Annotated in this window: 22 protein-coding genes, 1 tRNA gene and 1 riboswitch; of the genes, 21 read left to right on the plus strand and 2 right to left on the minus strand. The window is 48.9% G+C overall.

Annotated elements, in window-relative coordinates:
* The 10 genes from GX019_08530 to GX019_08575 form a co-directional block, all read left to right on the plus strand.
* Positions 1–411 (plus strand): hypothetical protein (locus GX019_08530; protein HHT37201.1); only part of this gene is annotated, 411 nt, incomplete at its 5' end.
* 34 nt (positions 412–445) lie between these two features.
* Positions 446–1,969, plus strand: coding sequence for a carboxylesterase family protein (locus GX019_08535; GenBank protein ID HHT37202.1), 1,524 nt, complete (start codon positions 446–448; stop codon positions 1,967–1,969).
* Positions 1,970–1,995: 26 nt separating this feature from the next.
* Positions 1,996–4,203 carry a primosomal protein N' gene (gene priA / locus GX019_08540; protein ID HHT37203.1) on the plus strand — a complete coding sequence of 736 codons (2,208 nt, stop codon included), beginning with the start codon at positions 1,996–1,998 and terminating at the stop codon, positions 4,201–4,203.
* Between the two features lie 47 nt (positions 4,204–4,250).
* A complete protein-coding gene (gene def, locus GX019_08545; GenBank protein HHT37204.1) occupies positions 4,251–4,721 on the plus strand; it encodes a peptide deformylase in 471 nt (156 codons plus the stop codon).
* 1 nt (position 4,722) lies between these two features.
* Complete coding sequence (locus GX019_08550; protein HHT37205.1) at positions 4,723–5,661, plus strand: methionyl-tRNA formyltransferase; 939 nt, start codon at positions 4,723–4,725, stop codon at positions 5,659–5,661.
* Entirely contained in the window at positions 5,651–6,376 is a 726-nt protein-coding gene (locus GX019_08555; GenBank protein ID HHT37206.1) for a DUF116 domain-containing protein, read from the plus strand. Before GX019_08550 ends, GX019_08555 begins: the two co-directional genes overlap by 11 nt.
* Positions 6,377–6,419: 43 nt before the next feature.
* Entirely contained in the window at positions 6,420–7,106 is a 687-nt protein-coding gene (locus tag GX019_08560; GenBank protein HHT37207.1) for a zinc metallopeptidase, read from the plus strand.
* Between the two features lie 44 nt (positions 7,107–7,150).
* A complete protein-coding gene (gene rsmB, locus GX019_08565) occupies positions 7,151–8,482 on the plus strand; it encodes a 16S rRNA (cytosine(967)-C(5))-methyltransferase RsmB (GenBank protein ID HHT37208.1) in 1,332 nt (443 codons plus the stop codon).
* Between the two features lie 84 nt (positions 8,483–8,566).
* Positions 8,567–9,340: a sporulation transcription factor Spo0A gene (gene spo0A / locus GX019_08570; protein HHT37209.1), complete on the plus strand. Its 774-nt coding sequence runs from the start codon at positions 8,567–8,569 to the stop codon at positions 9,338–9,340.
* A 114-nt stretch (positions 9,341–9,454) separates the two neighbouring features.
* Positions 9,455–9,531: transfer RNA gene (locus tag GX019_08575), tRNA-Pro, on the plus strand.
* A gap of 22 nt (positions 9,532–9,553) precedes the next feature.
* Here the strand turns inward: GX019_08575 and GX019_08580 are convergent.
* Entirely contained in the window at positions 9,554–9,835 is a 282-nt protein-coding gene (locus tag GX019_08580) for a hypothetical protein (GenBank protein HHT37210.1), read from the minus strand.
* A 70-nt stretch (positions 9,836–9,905) separates the two neighbouring features.
* Here GX019_08580 and rlmN point away from each other — a divergent pair, with 70 nt between their 5' ends.
* From rlmN to GX019_08625, 9 genes are all read left to right on the plus strand, one after another.
* A complete protein-coding gene (gene rlmN / locus GX019_08585) occupies positions 9,906–10,955 on the plus strand; it encodes a 23S rRNA (adenine(2503)-C(2))-methyltransferase RlmN (protein HHT37211.1) in 1,050 nt (349 codons plus the stop codon).
* Positions 10,942–11,691, plus strand: coding sequence for a DUF3662 domain-containing protein (locus tag GX019_08590; protein ID HHT37212.1), 750 nt, complete (start codon positions 10,942–10,944; stop codon positions 11,689–11,691). Before rlmN ends, GX019_08590 begins: the two co-directional genes overlap by 14 nt.
* Before the next feature lie 106 nt (positions 11,692–11,797).
* Positions 11,798–12,508, plus strand: a complete 711-nt coding sequence (locus GX019_08595; GenBank protein HHT37213.1) for a Stp1/IreP family PP2C-type Ser/Thr phosphatase — start codon at positions 11,798–11,800, stop codon at positions 12,506–12,508.
* A 12-nt stretch (positions 12,509–12,520) separates the two neighbouring features.
* A complete protein-coding gene (locus GX019_08600) occupies positions 12,521–15,034 on the plus strand; it encodes an FtsW/RodA/SpoVE family cell cycle protein (protein HHT37214.1) in 2,514 nt (837 codons plus the stop codon).
* A gap of 15 nt (positions 15,035–15,049) precedes the next feature.
* Positions 15,050–16,978, plus strand: a complete 1,929-nt coding sequence (gene pknB, locus GX019_08605; GenBank protein ID HHT37215.1) for a Stk1 family PASTA domain-containing Ser/Thr kinase — start codon at positions 15,050–15,052, stop codon at positions 16,976–16,978.
* A gap of 4 nt (positions 16,979–16,982) precedes the next feature.
* Entirely contained in the window at positions 16,983–17,855 is an 873-nt protein-coding gene (gene rsgA, locus GX019_08610) for a ribosome small subunit-dependent GTPase A (protein ID HHT37216.1), read from the plus strand.
* A 5-nt stretch (positions 17,856–17,860) separates the two neighbouring features.
* A complete protein-coding gene (gene rpe / locus GX019_08615; GenBank protein ID HHT37217.1) occupies positions 17,861–18,505 on the plus strand; it encodes a ribulose-phosphate 3-epimerase in 645 nt (214 codons plus the stop codon).
* A 471-nt stretch (positions 18,506–18,976) separates the two neighbouring features.
* Positions 18,977–19,079, plus strand: a riboswitch (TPP riboswitch).
* 71 nt (positions 19,080–19,150) lie between these two features.
* Entirely contained in the window at positions 19,151–19,702 is a 552-nt protein-coding gene (gene thiT / locus GX019_08620; protein ID HHT37218.1) for an energy-coupled thiamine transporter ThiT, read from the plus strand.
* Positions 19,677–20,342, plus strand: coding sequence for a thiamine diphosphokinase (locus GX019_08625; protein HHT37219.1), 666 nt, complete (start codon positions 19,677–19,679; stop codon positions 20,340–20,342). Before thiT ends, GX019_08625 begins: the two co-directional genes overlap by 26 nt.
* Before the next feature lie 42 nt (positions 20,343–20,384).
* On the opposite strand, the gene GX019_08630 is transcribed toward GX019_08625, so the two are convergent.
* Complete coding sequence (locus tag GX019_08630; protein ID HHT37220.1) at positions 20,385–20,576, minus strand: 50S ribosomal protein L28; 192 nt, start codon at positions 20,574–20,576, stop codon at positions 20,385–20,387.
* Positions 20,577–20,747: 171 nt separating this feature from the next.
* On the opposite strand from GX019_08630, the gene GX019_08635 reads away from it, so the two are divergent.
* Complete coding sequence (locus tag GX019_08635) at positions 20,748–21,119, plus strand: Asp23/Gls24 family envelope stress response protein (GenBank protein ID HHT37221.1); 372 nt, start codon at positions 20,748–20,750, stop codon at positions 21,117–21,119.
* A gap of 16 nt (positions 21,120–21,135) precedes the next feature.
* Positions 21,136–22,809, plus strand: a complete 1,674-nt coding sequence (locus tag GX019_08640) for a DAK2 domain-containing protein (protein ID HHT37222.1) — start codon at positions 21,136–21,138, stop codon at positions 22,807–22,809.
* Positions 22,810–22,820 lie beyond the last annotated feature (11 nt).

The following is a 22,820-nucleotide window of genomic DNA, read 5'->3' on the forward strand; positions in this document are numbered from 1 at the left end:
GTTCTGGGCGGATACCGCTTTGTTTCTGTAAACTACGGAAATGGACTTGGTCAAACTGTGCTGGCAACGGGACTCCAGGATCTGTTTGCCCATGTCGGTGCCTTCTCTAATGCTCCTACTTCCAGTACCGGGAGTGTGTTAGGCGCAGGTATTGCAGCAGCTGAGCACAAGCTGGATCTGCTCTACATTACCTGCGGCGATGCGGATCACATCTCGCTTCAGACCTACCGCGCCTCAGTTAATGGACTCGCGGATGCTGCCGGCGAAAACCTTAATGCCTTGTATCTAATTGAATTAAAGGGTGAAGACCACACCTTTGCAGTGTGGACCCACGGCTTGTATAATTTTGTGCGCTTATGTTTTAAAGGAAATTACCAGCCGCAGATTACTGCTTTAGCCCTTGATAAATAATGCCCGAGCGGGTAAGCTGAAAGGAGTGTTAGCTGTGCTGAGGGAAGTTAGGACTGAAAACGGGATTGTGCGGGGCCTGCCCGCTGCTGATCCCCGCATCACCAGCTTTAAAGGAGTTCCATTTGCCGCGCCGCCCATTGGCAAAAATCGCTGGCGGGCACCTCAACCGGCAGAAGATTGGGATGGAGTCTTGGAAGCGTTTCAGTTTGCGCCCATCTCGATGCAGGCGAGACCGGGGGTAAATAAGAAGGATCTGTACAGCCGGGAGTGGCATGTCGATCCGGATCTGCCCATGAGTGAGGATTGTCTGTACTTGAATATCTGGACACCGGCAGTAAGCGCCGATGAGAGGCTGCCTGTCTATGTCTGGTATTTCGGCGGCGGGCTCCAGATGGGCTACACCTCAGAAATGGAGTTCGATGGGGAGCGGATCGCCCGTCGGGGAATCGTAGTAGTTACAGTTAACTACCGGGTGAATGTGTTTGGGTTTTTAAGCCACCCAGAGCTGACGGCAGAAGCACCTGATGCTCCCACGAATTTTGGTCATCTGGATCAGCAGTTCGCCCTCAAATGGGTCAAACGCAACATCGCAGCTTTTGGAGGCGATCCGGATAACATCACCATCGGCGGCCAGTCTGCCGGTGGAGGCAGCGTATTGGTTCAGCTCACTTCGCACCAGAACGAGGGCTTATTCCAGAGGGCGATAATTCAAAGCGGCATGTTTGCTCCTGTGTATGGACGCCGCCGGTCGCCGCTGTTAGGCACAGGTTTAGCTGAAGCGGAGCAGAAGGGTATCGAGTTTTTCAAGTTTTTGGGCGTATCTTCCCTTGCTGAAGCCCGGGATTTAGATGCCCAGTACTTAATGGATAAGGCTTTAGAGTATAAAGGATTCTGGGGAACTGTGATTGATGGTGTGTTCTGCCCGGGCAGTCCTTTTGACATGTTTTTGGAAAACAAGCGCCTTCAGGTGCCGGTGATGGCTGGGCACACTTCTTCAGAGTTTTTTGCAGTGCTGCAGGCAGCATCGAAACCGGAGTTTGAGAATTTAGCAGTGGAGATTTTCGGTGACGATGCGGAGGAGTTTTTAAGCATCTGCCAGTTGGAATCCGGTGCCACTGCCGAAGTGGTCCGGCGCACAGCGGTCAACAGCATCGAGTATGCAATTAGGGTTGCTGGCAGGGCTAATGCCGAGACAGGCGGAAAAACACCGCTTTATTATTATAACTTTGACGGGGAAATACCGGGTTGGGATAATCCCGGAACATTCCATTCTGTTGATTTATGGTTTTTCTTTGAAACTTTAGCTAAGTGCTGGCGGCCTTTTGTAGGCAAACACTATGATTTGGCACGCCAGATGTGCAATTACTGGGCTTATTTTATCAAGAGCGGAGATCCCAACGGCCAAGATATTACCGGTGAAGAACAGCCCCACTGGCGCCCCTATACACCGGAACATCCTCACTGCATGGTGTTTCGCGAGGGGCCAGAGCCGGTTGAAGCTTACCCGAGTGAGCTGATGGAGTTCCTGGTCAACCGTTACTTTAAGACTAAAAAATAGATTTTTGGCAGATTAGCAGAGGGGAGGTGACACCAATTCTTAAGTTTGCTGGTGTAATTGTCGATGTAAAAGTCAGTTCAGTTAATAAACCATTTCACTACCGCATACCGGAGCACCTCCAAGATCTGAAGTGCGGTCATCGTGTTTTAGTCTCTTTTGGGCGGCGCCGGGTAGAAGGTTATGTGGTGGAGATCGTTGATAAAGTGGATCTGGCACCGGACAAAATTAAGCCGATCATCAAAATTCTTGATCCAGAACCGGTGTTAACTCCGGAGCAGCTGGATACAGCCCGCTGGATGGTGGAAACCTATGCGGGGCTGTATTCTCAAGCGCTCCAGTGTTTTCTGCCGGCCGGAACCAGGTATGGGAAAGAAAGAGTGAGCGAGAAAAAGCAGCTGGCAGCAGCGCTTGTCGATCCGGAAAAGGTGGATGGGTATTTGGCCCAGCTTTCTCCTCGCGCGGTAAAACAGCGGCAGGTACTTTTGGAACTTATGGAAAACCCGCGGCAGCTGGCGAGCGGCCTGTGTCAAAAGACAGATACGGGCTATCAAACGCTGCGGGCTTTAGAGGCCAAAGGCTTTATTACTCTGGAAGAGGAAACGATTGAGCGGGAGCTTAAGTTTAGAGCAGATGAAAAAGCGGTGCCAGTTTTAACACCCGATCAAAATCAAGCGCTGACCGCTGTAATTGAAGAGTGCACCGGTGCTAAAAAGCCCATCTTAATTCATGGTGTCACTGACAGCGGCAAAACCGAGGTTTATCTGCGGGCGATCGATCACTGCCTGAACCAGGGCAGACAGGCGATTATGCTTGTTCCGGAAATTGCCTTAACTGGGCAGACGATCGCCCGGTTTACCCAGAGATTTCCCGGACAAATTGCGGTGCTTCACAGCGGGTTATCGGAGGGTGAGCGCTATGATCAGTGGCTGAGCATTTTCCGCGGTGAGGTACCGATCGTGATTGGAGCAAGGTCAGCAGTGTTTGCGCCTTTGAAAAATATCGGACTGATTGTAATTGATGAGGAGCATGAAGGCGCATACAAACAAGCTGATGGCCTGTTAAAATATCATGCCAGGAGTGTGGCGATTAAAAGGGCAGAGCAGCATGGGGCAGTGGTGGTGCTGGGAAGCGCCACTCCTTCTCTTGAGAGCTACCACCGCGCTCTGAGGGGTGAATTCCGTCTGGTAGAGATGCCGCGGCGGGTAAACAATCGTCCTTTTCCGGAAGTCTCTTTAGTGGATATGCGGGAGGAGTTTGCTGCGGACAACCGCACTATGTTCAGCAGGCAGCTCACTGAGGAGCTTAACTTAACCCTGGCCAACGGCGAGCAGGCGATTATCCTCCTGAATCGGCGGGGGTACTCAGCTTTTGTCCTCTGCCGCGAGTGCGGTTATGTGGTGGGCTGCCCCAACTGCCATGTCTCACTGACCTATCATCAGGATAATAGGTTGAAATGCCATTACTGCGGCTATATGCAGGAACTCCCTCCAAGCTGTCCGGAGTGTGCCAGCCGCTATTTAAGGCAGTTTGGCACCGGAACGCAGCAGCTGGAGGCGTTTATCCGCCACAACTTTCCTCAAGCCCGAACAGTGCGCTTGGATTCGGATACAACTAGGCGAAAAGGCGCCCACGAGCGGCTGTTAAGTCAGTTTCGCCGTGGAGAAGCCAATGTGTTAATTGGCACCCAGATGATTGCTAAAGGTCTCGATTTTCCGGACGTGACTCTGGTGGGCGTAATCAGCGCCGATTTCGCCCTCAATTTCCCGGATTTTCGCTCGGCAGAGCGCACTTTTCAGCTGTTAATGCAGGTTTCAGGGAGGGCTGGACGGGGTGAAAAACCCGGTCGGGTGATCATTCAGTGCTATGATCCGGAACATTATGCGGTGGCAGCGGTAAAAAAACATGATTATCTTGAGTTTTACCGCCAGGAAGTTTCTTACCGCCGGGCATTGGCCTATCCTCCCTATGGGCATATGGTGCGGATCCTGATTCAGGGAAGTGAGGCTGCGGTTTCCCAAAAAAGCAGGGATCTGCATAAACTGCTGACAGAGCGGGTACCTGATGCAGTGATTTACGGACCGGCACCGGCACCGATTTCCAAAATCAAGGGACGCTACCGCTGGCATATTATCATCAAATCAGGCCGCAAGATCAGTCAACTATTGACGGATCTACCGCAGAATGACGGTGAGTTCACAGTCAGCGTTGATCCCGATCCCTTGTTCTTATTATAAGCAGTGTGGTATAATTAATTATGCTGATTTGGAAAGAAGGGTTAATAATGGCTGTAATGAAAATTGTAACAATAGGTGATCCGGTTCTGAGGCAACCGACAGAACCGGTTACAAAAATAACGAAGAAGATATCAAGACTGATCCAGAACATGATTGAAACCATGTACGCTGCTGATGGGGCAGGTTTGGCCGCACCTCAGGTGGGGATAAGTAAAAAGATCTGCGTAATCGACGTGGGTGAGGGACCGATTGTTCTAATCAATCCCGAGATCGTGTCCGGATCAGGTGAAGCTATCGATGTGGAAGGCTGTTTAAGCATTCCAGGCAAACAAGCCTATGTCAAACGCATGGCGGAGGTTGTCGTAGAAGCGATCAATGAAGAAGGCAAACCGATCCGCATTCAAGGTGAAGGATTATTAGCGCGGGCTCTGCAGCATGAAATTGATCATCTCAACGGTATTATGTATGTAGACTTAGTCGACAAAAAAGATATTTTTTCTGTAGAAGGGGACGAGTAGCATGCGGGTAGTTTTCATGGGCACTCCGGAGTTTGCCGTGCCGAGTTTGGAGGTTACCGCTCGTGACCATGAACTCTTGGCCGTGGTAACTCAGCCGGATCGCCGGCGGGACCGGGGCCAAAGCATTAAGTTTTCTCCGGTTAAGGAGAAGGCCCTTGAGTACGGTGTTCCGGTTCTGCAGCCAGAACGAGTGGGCACAAAAGCGTTTTTAGCCGAGATGGAGCAGCTGAAACCAGATGTAATTGTGGTGGTTGCTTTCGGCCAAAAAATTCCCAAAGCTCTGCTTGAACTGCCGCAGCATGGGTGTATTAATGTCCACGCATCACTTCTGCCTAAATACCGGGGTGCAGCGCCGATCCAATACGCAATTATCAATGGTGATGAGGTAACCGGTGTCACCACAATGTATCTCAGCGAAGGCTGGGATGAGGGAGACATGATTTTAAAAGCAGAGGAACCGATTTATCCCACCGATACCGCTGGTGCCCTTCATGACCGCCTAGCTGTCAAAGGCGCTGAGCTGCTGGGGGAAACCTTGAAGCAGATTGCAGCCGGCACAGCTCCCCGCATTCCGCAGGATCATGATCAGGCAACTTTTGCATATAAATTAGAGAAAAGCCATGGAGAAATCGACTGGAATCAGGATGCGGCAAGCATCCACAACCTGGTAAGGGGCCTGAATCCCTGGCCGACTGCTTATACTTATTTTGAAAGCCGGATTTTGAAGATATGGGAAACTGAAGTTATTGAAATCAGCGGCGGCAGCCCGGGTGAGATTTTGGAGATTGCGCCAGAAGGCATAGTGGTGGGAACAGGGAAAGGTGGTCTCCTTTTAAAGCAGGTACAGCGCCAGGGCGCTCGGATCATGTCTGCCTATGATGCGGCCAATGGAATGCGGCTTCAGATTGGCCAGTATTTAGGAGCACCCGATGAGAGTTAATCAAAGTCCCCGCCTGTTTGTGGGGTTAGTGGGCGGATGTTTAGCCCTGGTGTTCGCGCTTACCCTTGGTATCTTTTATTTCAGTTTTACCAGTTATTTTCTGCTCGCGGTGATTGGCATTATTTTCGCTGTGGGCATTCTGATCTTACTCGGCCTCTCAATCACTCTCCACCGCGGCAGAACCATACCCGGCTTGGAAGGTCCATCAATCTGGCTGATTAACTTCCTGTATCCGGCAGCTGTTGGTCTGGGCAGTTTGTTCGGAATTGATAAGGATCGGGTGCGGGGCTCGTTTATTGCTATCCGCAACCGTTTAACCAGCCTCCGGACTGTAAAGGCCAGACCTGAGCAGGTGCTGATTCTGCTTCCCCACTGTCTGCAGCTTGCCGACTGCCAGTATAAGGTTACCACCGATGCTGACAACTGCCGCCGCTGCGGCCGCTGTGTGATTGCTGATATTCTCAAGCTTAAAGACCGCTATGGGGTGAATGTAGCGGTAGCCACTGGCGGCACTCTTGCCAGACGGCAGGTGAAGGAACTTAGACCCAAGGTGGTGCTGGCTGTTGCCTGCGAGCGTGATCTTGCCAGCGGGATCGCGGACATTGAAAGGGTCCAAGTTTACGGCATTACGAACGAGCGACCCCATGGTCCCTGTTTTAACACTACTGTTGATTATCGGGAAATCGAAAAGGCGGTTCAGGCTGTATTAGAGTAAAATGGGCTGAACTGCAAAAACTATGAGTAAAGGGAGTGCTGAAATGTTCTTTTATTATGATCCTACCTGGATTTTAGTACTGCCGGCATTAATTTTTGCCATGTGGGCTCAGAGCAAGGTTAGCTCGACATTCCGCAAATATCTGCGGGTGTTCGCCTCTTCTAACTACACAGGGGCGCAGGTGGCCCGCTATCTTTTGGATGCCAATGGTCTCCATGATGTGCGGATTGAAATGGCCAGAGGTACTCTGACCGACCACTATGATCCGCGGACCAAAACCCTGCGGCTCTCCAAACCGGTTTATGAAAGCAGCAGTGTGGCTTCTTTAGGTGTTGCGGCCCATGAAACCGGTCACGCGGTGCAGCACGCGGAGAACTATGTTCCCCTGGGAATTCGCAATAATCTGTGGCCTGTAGCTAGCTTTGGCTCTCAGGCAGCGTTTCCGCTGTTTTTCATTGGTCTTTTATTCGGAATTCCGGTTTTAACAACGATCGGAATTTGGTTCTTTGTTGCTGCTCTGGCGTTTCAAGTTGTTACTCTGCCTGTTGAGTTTAACGCATCGCGGCGGGCACTGAATATGCTGACGGAAGCAGGGTTTATTACCCAGGCCGAGCGGCCTAAAGCAAAGGAAGTACTGTCCGCAGCCGCTTTAACCTATGTGGCGGCAGTAGCTGTTTCAGCAATGCAGCTGCTTCGGCTGCTGGTGCTGCGCAACGCAAGAGAACGATAAATCAGCCGGCGAGCTAATCGCCGGTTTTTTTGAGGTGTGTACCAATGAACAGCAAACTAAATCCACGGAAAGCAGCTTTAGATGTACTACTGATGGTCGAAAACGGAGCTTTTATCAGTGATGCCTTGAATCAAGTGTTTGGAGAATACCATCTTTCGGAGCTGGACAAGGCATTAGCGGCTGAAATTGCCTACGGCACTGTGAGAATGCAGAAAAGCCTTGATTATCTCTTGAACAAAGTAAGCCGCCGCAGAGTGGATCAGCTGCAGCCTAATATCCGCTCTATTCTCCGGCTGGGTGCTTACCAGCTCGAGTATCTGGATCGGATTCCGCCTGCAGCTGCCGTTAACGAAAGCGTGAAGCTGATTCCCAAAAAAGAGCGGCGGGGTGCCGGAGGCTTTGTTAACGCTGTGCTTCGCAATCTGATTAGAAAGCGCAGCGAGATAGATTTTCCTAGTTTAGAGGCGGATCCCGTGCGGCACATCGCGGTTAAGTACTCCCATCCCGAGTGGATGGTCAAGCGCTGGGTCAAGCGCTGGGGAGAACTTGATTCCATCAAGCTCTGCGAAACTAATAATCTTAATCCCAAATTCCATGTCCGGGTAAATACGCTTAAGATTACTCGAGATGAGCTGAAAGCCTATTTTTTGGAGCGGGGGATCAATGCGGTTCCCGCGCAGTTCGCGCCAGATGTTTTGATCTGTGATAAAAGCATTGATCTAGCGAGTGAGCCATATTTCCAAGCGGGGTACTACTACATCCAAAACGAAAGCTCTGCTTTGGCCGCCCACGCCTTGGGTCCCCGACCGGGTGAGACTGTCTATGATCTGTGCGCCGCTCCTGGCGGAAAAAGCACCCATTTGGCTCAACTGATGGACAATGAAGGCCGAGTTTTAGCTGTTGACCAAACTGAAGCTAAGACAGGTCTGATTCGGAATAATGCCGAGCGATTGGGTGTCTCCATTATTGATATTAGAGTAGGCGATGCCGCTGGGATTGAGCTTCCTCAGGCAGACCGAGTCTTGGTTGATGCCCCCTGCTCCGGATTGGGTGTTCTGCGCCATAAACCTGATGCCCGCTGGCATAAAACGGAGCAGAATATCTTCGATCTGGCTGAGATTCAGCGCAAAATTTTGGGAAATGCCGCCAGATTGGTAAAACCAGGAGGAATCTTAGTTTATTCCACATGTACATTAGAACCTGAAGAAAATGAAGACATGATCGCCTGGTTATTAGAAAAATATCCCTCTTTTCAGTTATCGCCCCTTCCGGAATGGTTTCCACCTTCCCAAACCGAGGGAATGCTCACCATTCTTCCATTTGTTTATGGTATTGACGGGTTCTTTATATGTAAAATAGCAAACAATCTATTTTGAGCAGGAAAGTGTAATTTTGTGGCGAATTGAAAAATTACTATCTTTAGAGAGGAGAAGGGGATGAAGGGATGAGGGAAAATTAAAATGATGCGGATCTTGGTTGTTGATAATAATGTCGAATTGTGCAGTATATTGGCGGAATTTTTCGACAGTCAGCCAGATATGGAAACGGTCGGAGTTGCTTATGATGGGGAAGAGGCTTTGGTCAAGCTGACTGAACTGCGGCCGGATGTAATGATTTTAGATATTACCATGCCGCATCTTGATGGAATTGGTGTTTTAGAGCGGATGGAAACAATGGATTTAGATCCTCGCCCGAGGATTATTGTCCTAACTGCTTTCAGCCGCGACGAACTCCTGTCCCGTCTCACCGAACTAGGTGTCGATTACTTTATAGTCAAACCCTTTAGCCTAGCCCTACTTGCAGAAAGAATCCGTGAATTTACACAGGAGGGTCCGGAAACTGGCCGGGAAATCAGCCATCAAGATCATGGAAAGTATCATAGGCCGGTGCGCGAGTTGCCGGAAAAGCGCATTGTTAAGCTCTTACATGAAATGGGGATCCCACCGCATTTTAAAGGATTTACTTATCTGCGGGATGCGGTGCTGATGTGCCAGAGCCGCGGCTATGTCGGGGGAGCCCTTACCAAAGAAATTTATCCGGCCCTTGCAGACAAATATAATGCAACGATTGGAGGCGTGGAAGCCGCGATCCGCAACGCTGTAGTAGCTGCGTGGGAAAACGGCAACACCGAATACATAAGCGAGTTATGCGGCACTCATCGAGGGGAAAGGGTGCCCACCAATTCGTTAGTAATTGCAAAACTGGCAGAAGAAATAGCTGTTGCCGCGATGTAAATCACTTCTGAGTCCCGCTCCGGCTGTGTCTGTGTGGAGTATAATCTTCAGCTGGAATAAAAAATTATGGTTGACAATTTCCAGCTTAAGGGTTATACTAAACAAGTAAGCATACGGGGCGTGGCTCAGCTTGGTAGAGCGTCGCGTTCGGGACGCGAAGGTCGCACGTTCAAATCGTGTCGCCCCGACCATGATTAAAAACTGGATGAGCAATCATCTGGTTTTTTTTAATATTAGGGAAAGATTTTCGATTGCCAGTACTTCGCTGCCGAAGACAAAGAACTTCCGGAGTGTTCTGCGCAGACGGTTTTTATAAGAAGTTGATTGGGCAGAATGATTGATGAAGTTGATTACATCTGCCTCAGTAATATTGGCTAAAAGATAGCGAAGGAAGCGGCTGGCATCGCCGACGTAGTATTCTTCAGAACGGATACCGCTGGTTAGTAGGTATTCTACATAGGCGGTCAGAAAGTGGACCTTGCTGCTTTTATGCATGACATCACCTCATTAAGTAGATTAACCTCTCGGCAGCAGCTCTATCCGATGGGATATAGGAGGAAAGATTGTGCAAAAACGGGATAAACTAGAGATCAATAGTCTCACATTAGATAATTTGCAGACAATTATCGGGGAAGATCAGTTTCCGCGGTTTCGCGCCGTGCAGATTTTCCAATGGATTCACAAGCATGGAATTAATGATCTGGACCTGATGAGCAACCTGCCAAAAGATCTTAAAGAGTATCTTCAGGAGCGGTTTCGTTTTACTGTGATGGATCAGGTGATCAAGCAGGTGAGCCGCGATGGCACAGTTAAGTACCTGTTTAGGCTCTATGATGGGCGGACCATTGAAGCGGTGATGATTCCAGAGCAGTCCCGCAGGACCATCTGCGTATCCTGTCAGGTTGGCTGCGCCATGGGCTGCACCTTCTGCGCTACAGGTAAGGCCGGCTTTGATCGCAACCTCACCAGCGGTGAGATCTGCCGCCAAATTGAGTTCATCAGCAGGGATTGGGGCGAAATAACGAATATTGTCTTTATGGGTATGGGCGAACCCTTTCACAATTATGACAAGGTGATGGAAGCGATCTCAATTCTTAACTCCAACGCGGGAATGAACCTGGGGTGGAGGCGGTTTACCATTTCCACCTGCGGGCTCGTACCTAAGATTTACCGGTTGGCCAATGAAAACGATCAAGTAGGCCTAGCGGTTTCCCTCCACGCTGCTGATGATGAGAAGCGTAGGAGCATCATGCCCATAGCCAGAGCTTACTCTCTGGCCGAGCTGATGGAAGCCTGCCGCTACTATTGCGATAAAACAGGCAGGCGGATTACTTTTGAGTATGCCCTGATTGCCGGCTTTAATGACAGCCCGGCTGATGCCAAAAATTTGGCAGATTTAATGTCAGGTTTAAACTGCCATGTCAATCTAATTCCGGTAAATCCTGTCTCTGCCGGGTATGAGCGGCCCCCGCAGCAAGTTACGGAAGGTTTTATGAATCTGTTGAGTGATTACCAAATCCCCACCAGCATCCGCCGAGAGCGCGGCACCGATATTGACGCGGCCTGCGGACAGCTAAAACAGTCAACTAGGGAGGATCTTGATGAAGATTCTTGACCGTATTGAGGATCTGATTGAAAATTTACTGGAAGGAGTATTTCGCAGAAATAATCCCAGTCCCATTCAGCCGATCGAGATCGGCAGGAAACTTTTAAAAGTTATGGAAGGCAATAAACGTGTCAGCATTGCTAAGACTTATGTGCCGAATCAGTATCAGATTTATCTCAATCCTAATCAGCTGATTGAATTTGAGTCCCTAAAGCAGACTCTTGCTCAGGAATTAAAAGGAGTTTTACAGCAAAAAGCCGAAAAAGAAAACTTAAGCTTTATTGGCAATTTATGGATCAATTTCACGGCAGATCCTGATTTGGATTTGGGTGCGATCCGTATCGAGGCTGGTTTTTTAGAACAGAGTGAAAGTGAGACCGGTGAGTTTTCGGTAACCGCACCCCAGGCTGATTTTGGTCACACGCAGATCTTTAGTATTCCAGATAAGATCAAAAAGCAGGCTCATCTAGTCATTGAGAACCATGAACATGAGTATGTCCATTCATTAAGCGGTGGACGGCAGAGCCTCGGCCGAAGCCACAAATGCGATATCGTTATTAAAGATCAGAACGTGAGCCGAGTCCACGCCTGGCTGGAGTCGGTGGACGGACAGTGGAAACTTATCGATAACGAAAGTACTAATGGCACTTTTGTCAATAACCAGCGGATTGGTGAGCAGGTATTACAAAGTGGAGATCAGATCCGAGTCGGAACTACCACCATCATTTTTCAGGATGGTGAATAAGGTGAGTCTGCTTCAGAGTTTAATCAAAGTGATAATTGTGCTTTGGCTCTTGAGTTTTGGCATCCGGATGGTAAAGGCGATGCTTAAGGAGTTCGACTGATACGAGGTGAGAAGCGTGCGAGTGGGAGCAGCAACAAGCAATGGATTAGTGAGGGACCACAACGAAGATGCCTACTGGATATCTGAACATGTCTTTGCGGTCTGCGATGGCATGGGAGGGCACCAGGCGGGGGAAGTGGCGTCGCAGCTGGCTGTTGATGTATTTAAAGATTACAGATTTAATGAGGAGGAGCCTTTAGAGGCCGTTTTGGGTGCCATTACAAAAGCTCACCGTGTGGTCCAGACAGAAGCTCAGACTCCAGATTACAGCGGAATGGGAACGACTGTCACTCTTGCCTATATAGCTGAAGAGCAGGGAGAGTATCAGCTGTATATCGGCCATGTGGGCGACAGCCGCGCCTATGTGTTAACAAACGGTAAGCTGGAGCAGGTTACCTCTGATCATTCTTTAGTGGGTGAGCTGATCCGCAACGGCAATTTATCAAAAGATGACGCTGTTAACCACCCCCACCGCCATGTGGTGACTCAGGCCTTAGGCATCGGTGAGATTGAGATTGAGACTTTTACCCGAACGCTTAATTCTGCAGATCTAGTGCTGCTCTGCACCGATGGTCTAACTGATGTAGTGGAAGATGCGGTAATTGCTGATATTTTAAAGGATTACAGTCCAGAGGAAGCGGCACAGAAACTGGTTGCTCTGGCCAATGAAAAAGGTGGGCCTGATAATATTACTGTAATAATAATCAAGATCCCCTAAGGGGTGAACAATTTGAGCTGGCCGATCAAAGCTTGCTTAGAGCTGGGAGCGCTGAGTTTTGCTGCTTTTTTATGGCTGACGCAGATAAGATCGTTTGCGTCTTGGTGGCAGTTGGCTTCAATCTGGGCAGTTTGGACAGTGTTTGTGATTTTCCTTAATAAACGCAAGCTGCCGGTGGATGGATTGGTCTGCTGCGGACTGCTCCTGATGATTGGATGGTTGTTTATTTTCCGCATCGACCCGGTTTTAGCTCTAAATCAATGGTGCGGTATTTTGCTTGGGTTTATCGGTTTTTCGGCCTGTCTCTTGGTTAATTGGCATGATTTTAAATATAAATATATCAGCGGTAGCGCAGCCCTGCTCCTGCTTCTAGTAACTCTTATCTTCGGCGAAACAGCAGGAGGCGCTAAGGCGTGGCTGCAGATCGGATCAATTAGATTTCAGCCGGTTGAAACAGTCCGGATTTTACTGCTGTTATTTCTCGCAGGTTATTTTTATGATCATGAAGAACTGCTGCGGTTAAACCGGCGCTGGCCGCAGTTGAAGTATTGGGGTCCGTTGCTGGTGCTGATGGCCGGTGTATTTTTGTTCTTGGCGGTCCAGCGCGATTTAGGTCCAGCGCTCTTATTCTTCGGCTTGTTTGTGACTTTGGCTTTATATATCAATTTTAACTGGTACTTGGTTTTGATTTATCTATTGGCAGCAGGCGGGGGAGTAGTGCTGGCTTGGTTTGGTTTTCCCCATATCCGCCGCCGCTTTCTGGTATGGGTGGATCCTTGGGTTGATTCTACCGGTGCGGGCTATCAAATTGTTCTGGGCTTATTTGCAGTTCATAACGGCGGTTTGTTCGGTAGGGGTCTGGGTTTCGGATTAGGAACGGATCTGCCGGCTGTGCACACCGATTATATTTTTGCGCTGATCAGTGAAGAACTTGGTTTGATCGGAACTGTGGTAATTTTGCTGATTTACCTGCTGCTGTTGTTTTTTGGTTTAAAGTCGGCCAAGAAACTTAAAGGCAGAAGCCATATTCTGGCGATCGGAATCGTATTAATCTGGGGATACCAGGTGTTTATTGTCAGTGGTGGGATTCTCAAGGTAATACCTCTAAGTGGTATGACCCTGCCTTTTATCAGCTATGGAACTACTTCGCTGATCGCAAATATGTGTTTGTTAGGCATATTGACGAAGCTTGGATCAGGATCAGATCCGAAGCAGGACGAGGGGAAACTTAGAGAAAAGCGCAATCCAAGGCTGGTCTTAAATTTAACTGTGCTTTTATTTGCAGTTTTATTGAGCGGACTAATCTACTGGCAGGTGCTGCGTCCGGATCTGGACAATCATCCGCAAAATCCAAAAGGGCTGATGGTATTTAAAACGGAACGGGGAACTATTTATGACCGCAACGGCACAGCTTTAGTCAGTACCGATAGCGAAACTTTACGGAGGATATACCACGGTCACCCCAGTCTGGTTCATCTAATTGGCTATTTCCATCCCCGCTATGGGATTACCGGTCTGGAATCGGCATATAACCGCCAGTTAAGCAGCAGACAAGATTTGTACCTCACTGTTGATGCCGAGCTGCAGGCCTTAATTGATGGATTATTTAAACCCCATCAAGGCGCTGTAGTGGCGATCAATCCCCAGACAGGTGAAGTGTTGGCATTATATGCTGCGCCTTATATTGATCCGAATCAGCTTGATCAAGCTTGGGAGCAGTTTCAAAAAGATCCCCACAGCCCATTTTTTAATCGGGCGGTAAGTGGAGCCTATCCACCCGGTTCAAGTATAAAACCGCTGTGGTTGGCGGCTGCGTACCAGACTAAAGCGGCGGCGCCGGAGCAGTTCTGGCAGGACCAGGGCTTGATCGAGTTTGGCGAGCAGAGCATTCAGAACTTTAACCGCCGCAGCTTTGGTTCGATTACAACTCAGCAGGCTTTAAGCCTTTCCTCAAATACAGTGTTCGCTGAGCTGGCAGTGCTCTTAAAGGCTGAAGGCTTAGAGTATCTGAGGATGTTCGGCTTGGGAACAGCTCCGGGCAATCTGCCCGAACCACAGCTGAGCGATTATGGCTGGGCACAGCTGGGCATCGGCCAGGGCAGTATTGCAGTGAGTCCGCTGCAGATGGCTGCTGCCATCGGCGCCATTGCCAATCGGGGGATGGGCATGGAGCCTTATTGGGTTGGATCTTTAACAGGCAGCTGGCTGACCAGAAGAATCTACCGGCCGCGGGTGAAGAGCCAGGTGATAACTGGGTTAACTGCAGGGCTGTTGCGAGACGCGATGGTGGAATGTGTCAACTCGGGCACCGGTCAGGCAGCCCGCATTCCTGGAATCACTGTCGCGGGCAAGACGGGAACAGCGGAAAATCCCCACGGGCAAGATCATTCTTGGTTTGTAGGGTTTGCCCCGGCGGATTACCCGGAAATTGCAGTGGCGGTGGTTGTCGAACATGGAGGTCAAGGCGGAGGGCTGGCAGCTCAGATAGCCCGAGAGGTTATGGCCGCTTGGCTGAACAGGCTTTAACGAAAGGTTGATACCATGATTGGCGAAGTACTTTCAAATAGATATGAAATCGTAGCTAAAATCGGCGATGGAGGCATGTCCCTGGTCTACAGCGCTAAGGACACACTTTTGAATCGCTTAGTGGCGGTCAAGGTGCTTAGGGAGCAGTATGCCAATGATCGGGAGTTTCTTGAGCGCTTTCACCGCGAAGCTCAAGCGGCTGCCAGTTTGTCCCATCCCAATGTGGTCAATGTCTATGATGTTGGCACCGTCAATGAGACTCCATTCATCGTGATGGAGTATGTGGAAGGGAAAAACTTAAGCGAGATTATCAGGGAGCAGGAACGCCTGAGTCCTGATTATGCTGTGAAAATTGTGCTGCAGATTTGTTCAGCCCTGGCGCATGCCCATAAGTATAAAATAGTGCATCGAGATATTAAGCCGCATAATATCTTGATCACCGGAGATAACCAGGTGAAAGTCACTGATTTCGGCATTGCCGCCGTATCATCCATGAGCATTACTCAAACCGGAGTTGTGCTGGGCTCTGTGCTGTATTTTTCACCAGAGCAGGCTCGGGGTACTAAGGTGGATCATTTATCTGATTTATATTCTTTAGGTATTGTGATGTATGAAATGCTCACCGGCAGAGTGCCTTTTCGAGCTGATACGCCCATATCCACCGCTTTAAAGCACATCCAAGATCTTCCCAAACCTCCGTCACAGCTTAATCCTGATATTCCAGCGGATCTGGAGCGGATAATTCTGAAACTGCTGGCGAAGAAGCCGGAAGAGCGATTTCAATCAGCACAGGAATTAAGCCGCGCTTTAGAGAAACTGGAATTTAATGCTGGTATTGAGAAGACCCAGAAGTTTGTAATAGATCCGGATCAGATTGCACCAGACGAGAGGGAGGAGGAAGATGATTTGGCCCGTGCCAGCAGGAAGATGAGCAGCAGAAAAAAGAAAAGCAAGCAGAAGAACCGTTTACCGCTAGTTTTACTGTCCTTACTTGTTCTGTCCGTTATGGTTTACGGTATTATTGAGTTCATTCCCCGGGTACTGTTTCCCGACGATGTGCAGGTACCTGATGTTACCGGTTTAAGTGTGGAAGAAGCAGAAAGACTGCTAAATCAGCGGAATCTGAAGATGGCAGTAGAAATCGAGGTGTTTGATAACGAGTTTCCGAAAGGGACAGTGATCAGTCAGGATCCCCGGGCGAACCGGATGAAAAAAGAAAATCAATTTGTTTACGTGCGGGTGAGCAAGGGTCCGGAGTTTGTGGATATGCCCAGCGTAATAGGAATGTCCAATCGGGAAGCCCAGGTATTCCTCACCCAGTTCGGATTCACTCTGGGTGAAATCAGCTACCAACCCACTGATGAACATCCGGTCAATACGGTTATCGGTCAAATACCGGAGCCGGGGGAACATACAGCTTTAGGAACTCCGATTGATCTGATTATCAGCCAAAGTATTGACGAAGCTCCATTGATTATGCTGCCTGATTTCCGCGGGCAAAACATTAACGATGTCCGCCAGCAGCTTGCGGAGCTTGGTCTTAAAGAAGGACTCTTGATCCAGGAGTACAGCACTACCGTTCCTAAGGATCTGGTTATCGAGCAGAATCCGCCGCCCCGCACCGAGGTAGAAGTGGGCTGGACGGTAGATCTGGTCTACTCCCAAGGTCTGCCTACCAGCGGCAGACCGGACAGCGAAGGTATCCTGCATTGGACTACCGGTGATGATTGGCATGAAGAAGTAATCAATATCTATGTTCCGGAAGGGCGCGACCAGGAAGTAGCGATTATTATCGTCGATGATTTTGGCGCTCGCGAAGTTTATCGAGAGATTCATAAGGGTGATACCAGTTTTACCTACACCGCTCGTGGTAGAGGAAATAATGCCCGGGTGCAGGTATATATTGGAGGCAGATTATTTATTGATCGCGATCTAGTGGAGTGATGCTATGCAGAATAATATCATTGTGCGTGGAATCGGAGGCTTCTATGATGTGCTCACACGGGATGCGAAGGTGATCCGGTGCAAGCTGAGGGGAAGACTCCGCCTTACCATGGATAGAGTGCTGGTTGGCGATTGGGTGGAAGTGACACCTCTCAATGATGAAGAGGGCGTGATTGAAGAGATCCTGCCCCGAAAGAATGAGCTGGTTCGTCCTGCCATCGCCAATGTGGACCAGGCTGTAGTTGTGCTGGCCTGCTCCGATCCTAAACCGGATTGGCTGTTTTTAGACCGGCTGTTAGTTTTGATTGAAGCGAACGGCTTAGAGCCGGTAATCTGCTTCAACAAGAGTGACCTGATTGATGAGATTGAGGGGTATTTAGATATTATTGAGATTTACCGGGCTGCGGGCTATCCAGTTGTGATTACCAGCGCTGCTGCGGGAGAGGGAATCGAAGAGCTGAGAACGCTGCTTAAAGATCGGGTCAGCACTTTTGCCGGTCCGTCAGGGGTCGGCAAATCTTCACTGCTGAATAAGATCGAGTCAGGGCTCGAACTGGCCGTGGGAGCGATCAGCGCTAAGTTAAGAAGGGGAAAGCATACAACCAGACAGGTAGAGCTGATTCAGCTTTCATTTGGCGGACTTGTTGCTGATACACCCGGATTCTCTCAGCTGAGTCTAACTGGGATCAAGCCCCAAGAACTGCAGCAGTATTTTCCTGAGTTCTACGAAGCATCGTTCGACTGCAAGTTTAGAGGCTGCATGCATGTCAAGGAGCCGGATTGCGCTGTAACAGAGTTGGTTAATTCTGGTAAGATTTCCAAGCTGCGCTATCAGAATTACCTAACACTGCTGGAAGAAATAGAGCAGATGAGGTGAGCAGAATGGAGAGAATCGCAGTATGTCCATCAATTCTTGCCGCAGATTTTACCCAGTTAGGAGCTGAGCTGGAGCGGGTTAAAAACGCTGATTATATTCATATTGATATTATGGACGGCCATTATGTGCCCAATCTCAGTTTTGGTCCGATGATTGTTAAGGCTGTTCAAACCGTTGTTGAGATTCCGTTGGATGTGCACTTGATGGTGACCAATCCCGAGGATTATCTTGATGTTCTGCTGCCCATGCAGCCAGGATTTATTACTGTTCATTATGAAACCTGCACCCATCTGCAGCGTACTTTGAGTAAAATCAGGGCGGAAGGGGTTAGGGCAGGTGTAGCCCTTAATCCCCACACACCTGTCTCTGGATTGGAGTATGTGCTGGATGATTTGGATCTGATTTTAGTAATGACTGTTAACCCCGGATATGGAGGGCAGCAGTTTATTCCCAGCATGTACCAGAAAATTCGCGACGCCCGGAGCCTAATCGGGGAACGAACGATCAGGCTGCAGGTGGATGGTGGAATCAGTTTAGAGAATATCGGCAGGATTGTGGAGGCTGGTGCCGACACCATTGTGGCCGGGTCAGCTGTCTTTCACGCTGATGATCCAGCCGCTTATATTGACCAGCTGCGAGCCGCACAGTAATGTGCGGTTTTTAATTTATCCGGTATAATGTAAAGTTATCCGAAATAAGGTTGACATATCAGAAAGTTTGTTTTATAATAGTGTTGCGGCTCTAACAGAGTAGTCGGCGAAGTTGCAGAAATTGCACAGAAAGGCGGTGATGCATGTACATTCTCAATACTAACCCAAGGACTTGCACCCAAAGAAGTGAGATCGATTACCACATAGACGCTATCTGTCTAGCACATCTCTTCTCTTGGGTGTGGATATGGGACTCCTTTAACCCAAGCGGATAGATAGCAGTAGCACCTCCGCTGCAAGTCTGATTCCCATATTAGCGCAGCTTCGTTGGCTATGTGGGCACTCTGGGGCTGTGTCGAAAGTAGTAGCACTAGGCGCCGACCGGGATGGTTGGCGTCTATTATTTTAGGTAAATAAAAATTAAAGCAGGAATTCTGCATGATCTAGAGAATAATATAGGCGTGAAACTTAATATTCCGCTGGGGGTGCTGGATACAGCTGAGAGCAGCGCAAGGCTGCAACCCTTGGAACCTGTCAAGGTAATTCTTGCGGAGGGAAGCGGTGATGCCTGGATAGAAAGTAATTTTGGAAACTGCGGCTTCACGGCTGCGGTTATTTTTTTACCATTTTTTAGGAGGGATTAATGTGAAGCGATTCAGTATCAGTGTACAGGTTGAGACAGCTATTGCCGTAGCTTTGGCAATCGTTCTCTCATACATCAAGTTTTTTCAAATGCCGCAGGGAGGATCGGTTTCTCTGCAGATGGTTCCCATTGTGCTGCTGGCAGTGAGAAGGGGACCGAAGGTAGGACTTCTGGGTGGACTGCTTTTCGGTGTTTTGAAAAGCATGCTTAATCCCAGCTTTTATGTTGATCCGGTTCAGCACATCCTGGACTACCCAGTTGCGTTTACCGTAATTGGTTTAGTGGGACTGTGGGTAAAATACGGAAAGACACGGAAAGATCTGATCGGCAACGCGGCAGCGGTCTGTTTCGTGTTCGGACTGCGCTTTCTGGTGCATGTGCTGTCGGGCAAGATCTTCTTCGGAATCTATGCGCCGGAAGGGATGAATCAGTGGTGGTACAGCTTGACCTACAACGCAGCCTATCTGCTGCCGGAAATGATTGTAACCCTGGTTGTGGTAATGTTTCTTTTAACCCGGAGGGATCTGGTTGAGGTTGACCAAAATGGAAGATAAATTCAAGCGGGCTGTGATTATCGGATCCGGGGAAGATGTACCTGGGGAAGCACCAATTATCGCAAAGGATACCCTGGTCATCGCTGCTGACGGAGGTCTGAAGCAAGCATATCAGTGGGGCTTGACCCCCGATTATCTCCTTGGTGATTTTGATTCCCTGGACCTTGGTAGAGAGCAGATTGATCTGCCGGCAGACAGGATTATTCGCTTTCCGGTAGAGAAAGATCAAACTGATCTGGAGCTGGCGGTGGATTTTGCCCTCGCCCGCGGCGTCGACGAGATTATCCTTACCGGAGCGTGGGGCGGCAGCATCAGCCACAGCTTGGGCAATCTGGAACTTTTGTATCTTTTAGCACAAAAACAGATCCAGGCTGAGATCATCACCAATTCAGCCCGCATCTATACAGTTAAGGGCGAGCTAAAGCTTGAGCTGCCAACTGATAGCCGCATCTCATTGGTACCCCTCAGTGAAACTGCAGCGGGTGTTACTACTAAGGGATTGTATTATCCGCTGCGGGATGCGGTAGTGGCTAAAGGAAGCACATGGACGATCGGTAATAAAACGGTGGAAAAATGCATACAAATAAGCTGTACATCGGGAATTCTCATAGCAGTGGTTGAATTGAAAAACCCCAGGTAATAACGCTTACCTGGGGTTTCGATCTCAATTTTAGCTAAGGGGTTAAATGACTCTCTCGATTTTGTTGCTTTTAATGCATCGAGTACAGACATAGGCACGCCGGGGAACCCCTTTAATCATCACACGGATTTTTTGAAGATTTGGTTTCCATGTGCGGCGATTCTTATTCATTGCATGACTGCGTGTGTTGCCAAATGCAGTACCTTTGTCACAAACAATACATTTTCTTGCCATAGCGTTAACCCCCTTTAACTCTTCGTTCCCTGTGCATAAAACGCCACTGTTATTCATTGTAGCACAGCGAATCTCAGTTTGCAAGCTAAAAATACTTTACAATTACACTCATAACGGATAAAATGAAGCTAGTATAAAATTGCTTTGGTAAATTTAGGGGGGATATTGTTGATGACCCAAAAGATTCAGACTGAACTCGGAACAATCAATATCAGCGAAGAGGTCATTGCTGTTATCTGCGGAGTAGCAGCCATGGAGTGTTATGGATTGGTTGGAATGGCCTCCCGCAATGTGCAGGATGGAATCACTGATCTGCTGCGCAAAGATTACTATGAGCGCGGCGTTGATGTTCAGTATATTGAAGATGATAAAGTGAGTGTTACACTTTATATTGTGGTGGAATACGGAGTGAAAATCTCTGAAGTGGCCCGCAACATCCAAGAGCGGGTCAAGTATGCTGTTGAAAACACGCTGGGACTGCAGGTAGTCAGCATTGATATTCGCGTGCAGGGTGTTAGAGTAACAGATGCGAAACGAAAGTGAGCAGGAGGATAAGAAATTGCAAGTACTAAATGGGGTAGAACTCAAAAGGATTATTACAGCGGCGGCGCAGGTGTTGGATGATCATAAAGAAGAAGTCAATGCTCTCAATGTGTTTCCAGTTCCGGATGGAGATACAGGCACTAACATGGCATTGACCTTAAAGGCTGCTGTTCGCGATTTAGATAATTTAGAAACCGATACTGTTTCTAAGGTTGCATCCACCATCGCCCGCGGTTCGCTGATGGGTGCCAGAGGCAACAGCGGTGTAATTTTATCCCAATATTTTCGTGGATTCAGCGATGGTTTAGCCAATCTCCAAACAGCGAACGGCCCTCAGCTTGCCCAAGCATTCAACCAGGCTGCTAAAACAACTTATAAAGCGGTGATGAAGCCGGTAGAAGGCACCATGCTTACTGTCGGACGCGCTGTTGCTGAAGCATGTATGGAAGCTGTTCAAAACGAGGAGTTGTCGCCGGTTGAGGTGTGGGGAATCGGTGTTGAAGCTGGTGCAAAAGCCCTAGCTAACACTCCCAACATTCTGCCGGTACTGAAAGAAGCCGGTGTAGTGGACGCTGGCGGCAAAGGCCTGCTTTTAGCGCTGGAGGGAGCGTATAAAGCGTTAATCGGCGAACTCGATTTAAAAACAGTCACGGAAAAACCAGCTGCAGCTGTTGTGCAGCCGCAGGAAGGCATTACCCGAATCGATGGGGTGCTGGTTAACAAGTACTGCACCGAGTTTATCATTAAAGGCAGCAATCTTAAGGTCGAGGAGATCAAAAAGACCCTCGAACCCCAGGGCGAATCCATGCTGGTAGTTGGCGATGAATTGGTAGTTAAGGTACACATTCACACCGACCATCCTGGAAAAGTATTGGAATACTGCAGTCAGCTTGGTGATTTGACTGAGATCGCCATCGATAATATGAAGCTTCAGAACGAAACGATAACCGAAACCGAGGACAATCACAGCAGTAATGTGGTTTCATTTCCGCTCAATAAAGTTAACTCCGCAGCTAATGCTCAGAGTGAGCCGAAACCCATCGGTATTGTGGCTGTTGTACCCGGTGACGGTTTGACGGAGATTTTTACCAGCCTTGGTGTAGACTATATCATTCACGGCGGGCAGACCATGAATCCCAGCACGGAAGAAATCGTTCGCGCTGTGGAAGAGATCAATGCCGAAACAGTGATCATTCTGCCCAACAATAAAAACGTGATTTTTTCAGCCAATCAGGCCAAAGAGCTGTGTGAGAAGAGGGTGGAAGTGATTCCTACCAAGACAATTCCCCAGGGTATTGCTGCCATGGTTGGCTTTGCAGAGCACTGCGATGCAGAAGAAAATCTCGAGTCAATGGAAGCGGAGATTGCCAATGTCCGCTCCGGTGAGATTACTTTTGCAGTTCGCTCCACTAAAGCGGGCGAGTTGGATATTGAGGAACAGGATTATATCGGACTGGCTGAAGGTAAAATCGTGACAGCCGGACGTTCACTTACAGCGGTTGGACTTGAACTGCTGGAAAAACTTGTTGACGATGATTCATCCCTGATCAGCATTTATGTAGGAAATGATCAGGATATGCAGGCAGCTGAGGAGTTCAAGGCAGAAGTTGAGGCCAAATTTGACTTTTGCGAAGTGGAGCTGTACCATGGAGGTCAACCACTGTACTATTACATCATGTCAGTGGAGTAAAAAAGGGAGGT

The sequence above is a fragment of the Bacillota bacterium genome (assembly GCA_012837335.1).
GTDB lineage: Bacteria > Bacillota > Limnochordia > Darwinibacteriales > DTU012 > DTU012.

Coding starts and splice junctions, on each gene's coding strand:
- def (HHT37204.1), top strand. CDS start 4,251: ATGGCTGTAATGAAAATTGTAACAATAGGTGATCCGGTTCTGAGGCAA.
- GX019_08550 (HHT37205.1), top strand. CDS start 4,723: ATGCGGGTAGTTTTCATGGGCACTCCGGAGTTTGCCGTGCCGAGTTTG.
- GX019_08555 (HHT37206.1), top strand. CDS start 5,651: ATGAGAGTTAATCAAAGTCCCCGCCTGTTTGTGGGGTTAGTGGGCGGA.
- GX019_08560 (HHT37207.1), top strand. CDS start 6,420: ATGTTCTTTTATTATGATCCTACCTGGATTTTAGTACTGCCGGCATTA.
- rsmB (HHT37208.1), top strand. CDS start 7,151: ATGAACAGCAAACTAAATCCACGGAAAGCAGCTTTAGATGTACTACTG.
- spo0A (HHT37209.1), top strand. CDS start 8,567: ATGATGCGGATCTTGGTTGTTGATAATAATGTCGAATTGTGCAGTATA.
- GX019_08580 (HHT37210.1), bottom strand. CDS start 9,835: ATGCATAAAAGCAGCAAGGTCCACTTTCTGACCGCCTATGTAGAATAC.
- GX019_08590 (HHT37212.1), top strand. CDS start 10,942: ATGAAGATTCTTGACCGTATTGAGGATCTGATTGAAAATTTACTGGAA.
- pknB (HHT37215.1), top strand. CDS start 15,050: ATGATTGGCGAAGTACTTTCAAATAGATATGAAATCGTAGCTAAAATC.
- rsgA (HHT37216.1), top strand. CDS start 16,983: ATGCAGAATAATATCATTGTGCGTGGAATCGGAGGCTTCTATGATGTG.
- rpe (HHT37217.1), top strand. CDS start 17,861: ATGGAGAGAATCGCAGTATGTCCATCAATTCTTGCCGCAGATTTTACC.
- GX019_08630 (HHT37220.1), bottom strand. CDS start 20,576: ATGGCAAGAAAATGTATTGTTTGTGACAAAGGTACTGCATTTGGCAAC.
- GX019_08635 (HHT37221.1), top strand. CDS start 20,748: ATGACCCAAAAGATTCAGACTGAACTCGGAACAATCAATATCAGCGAA.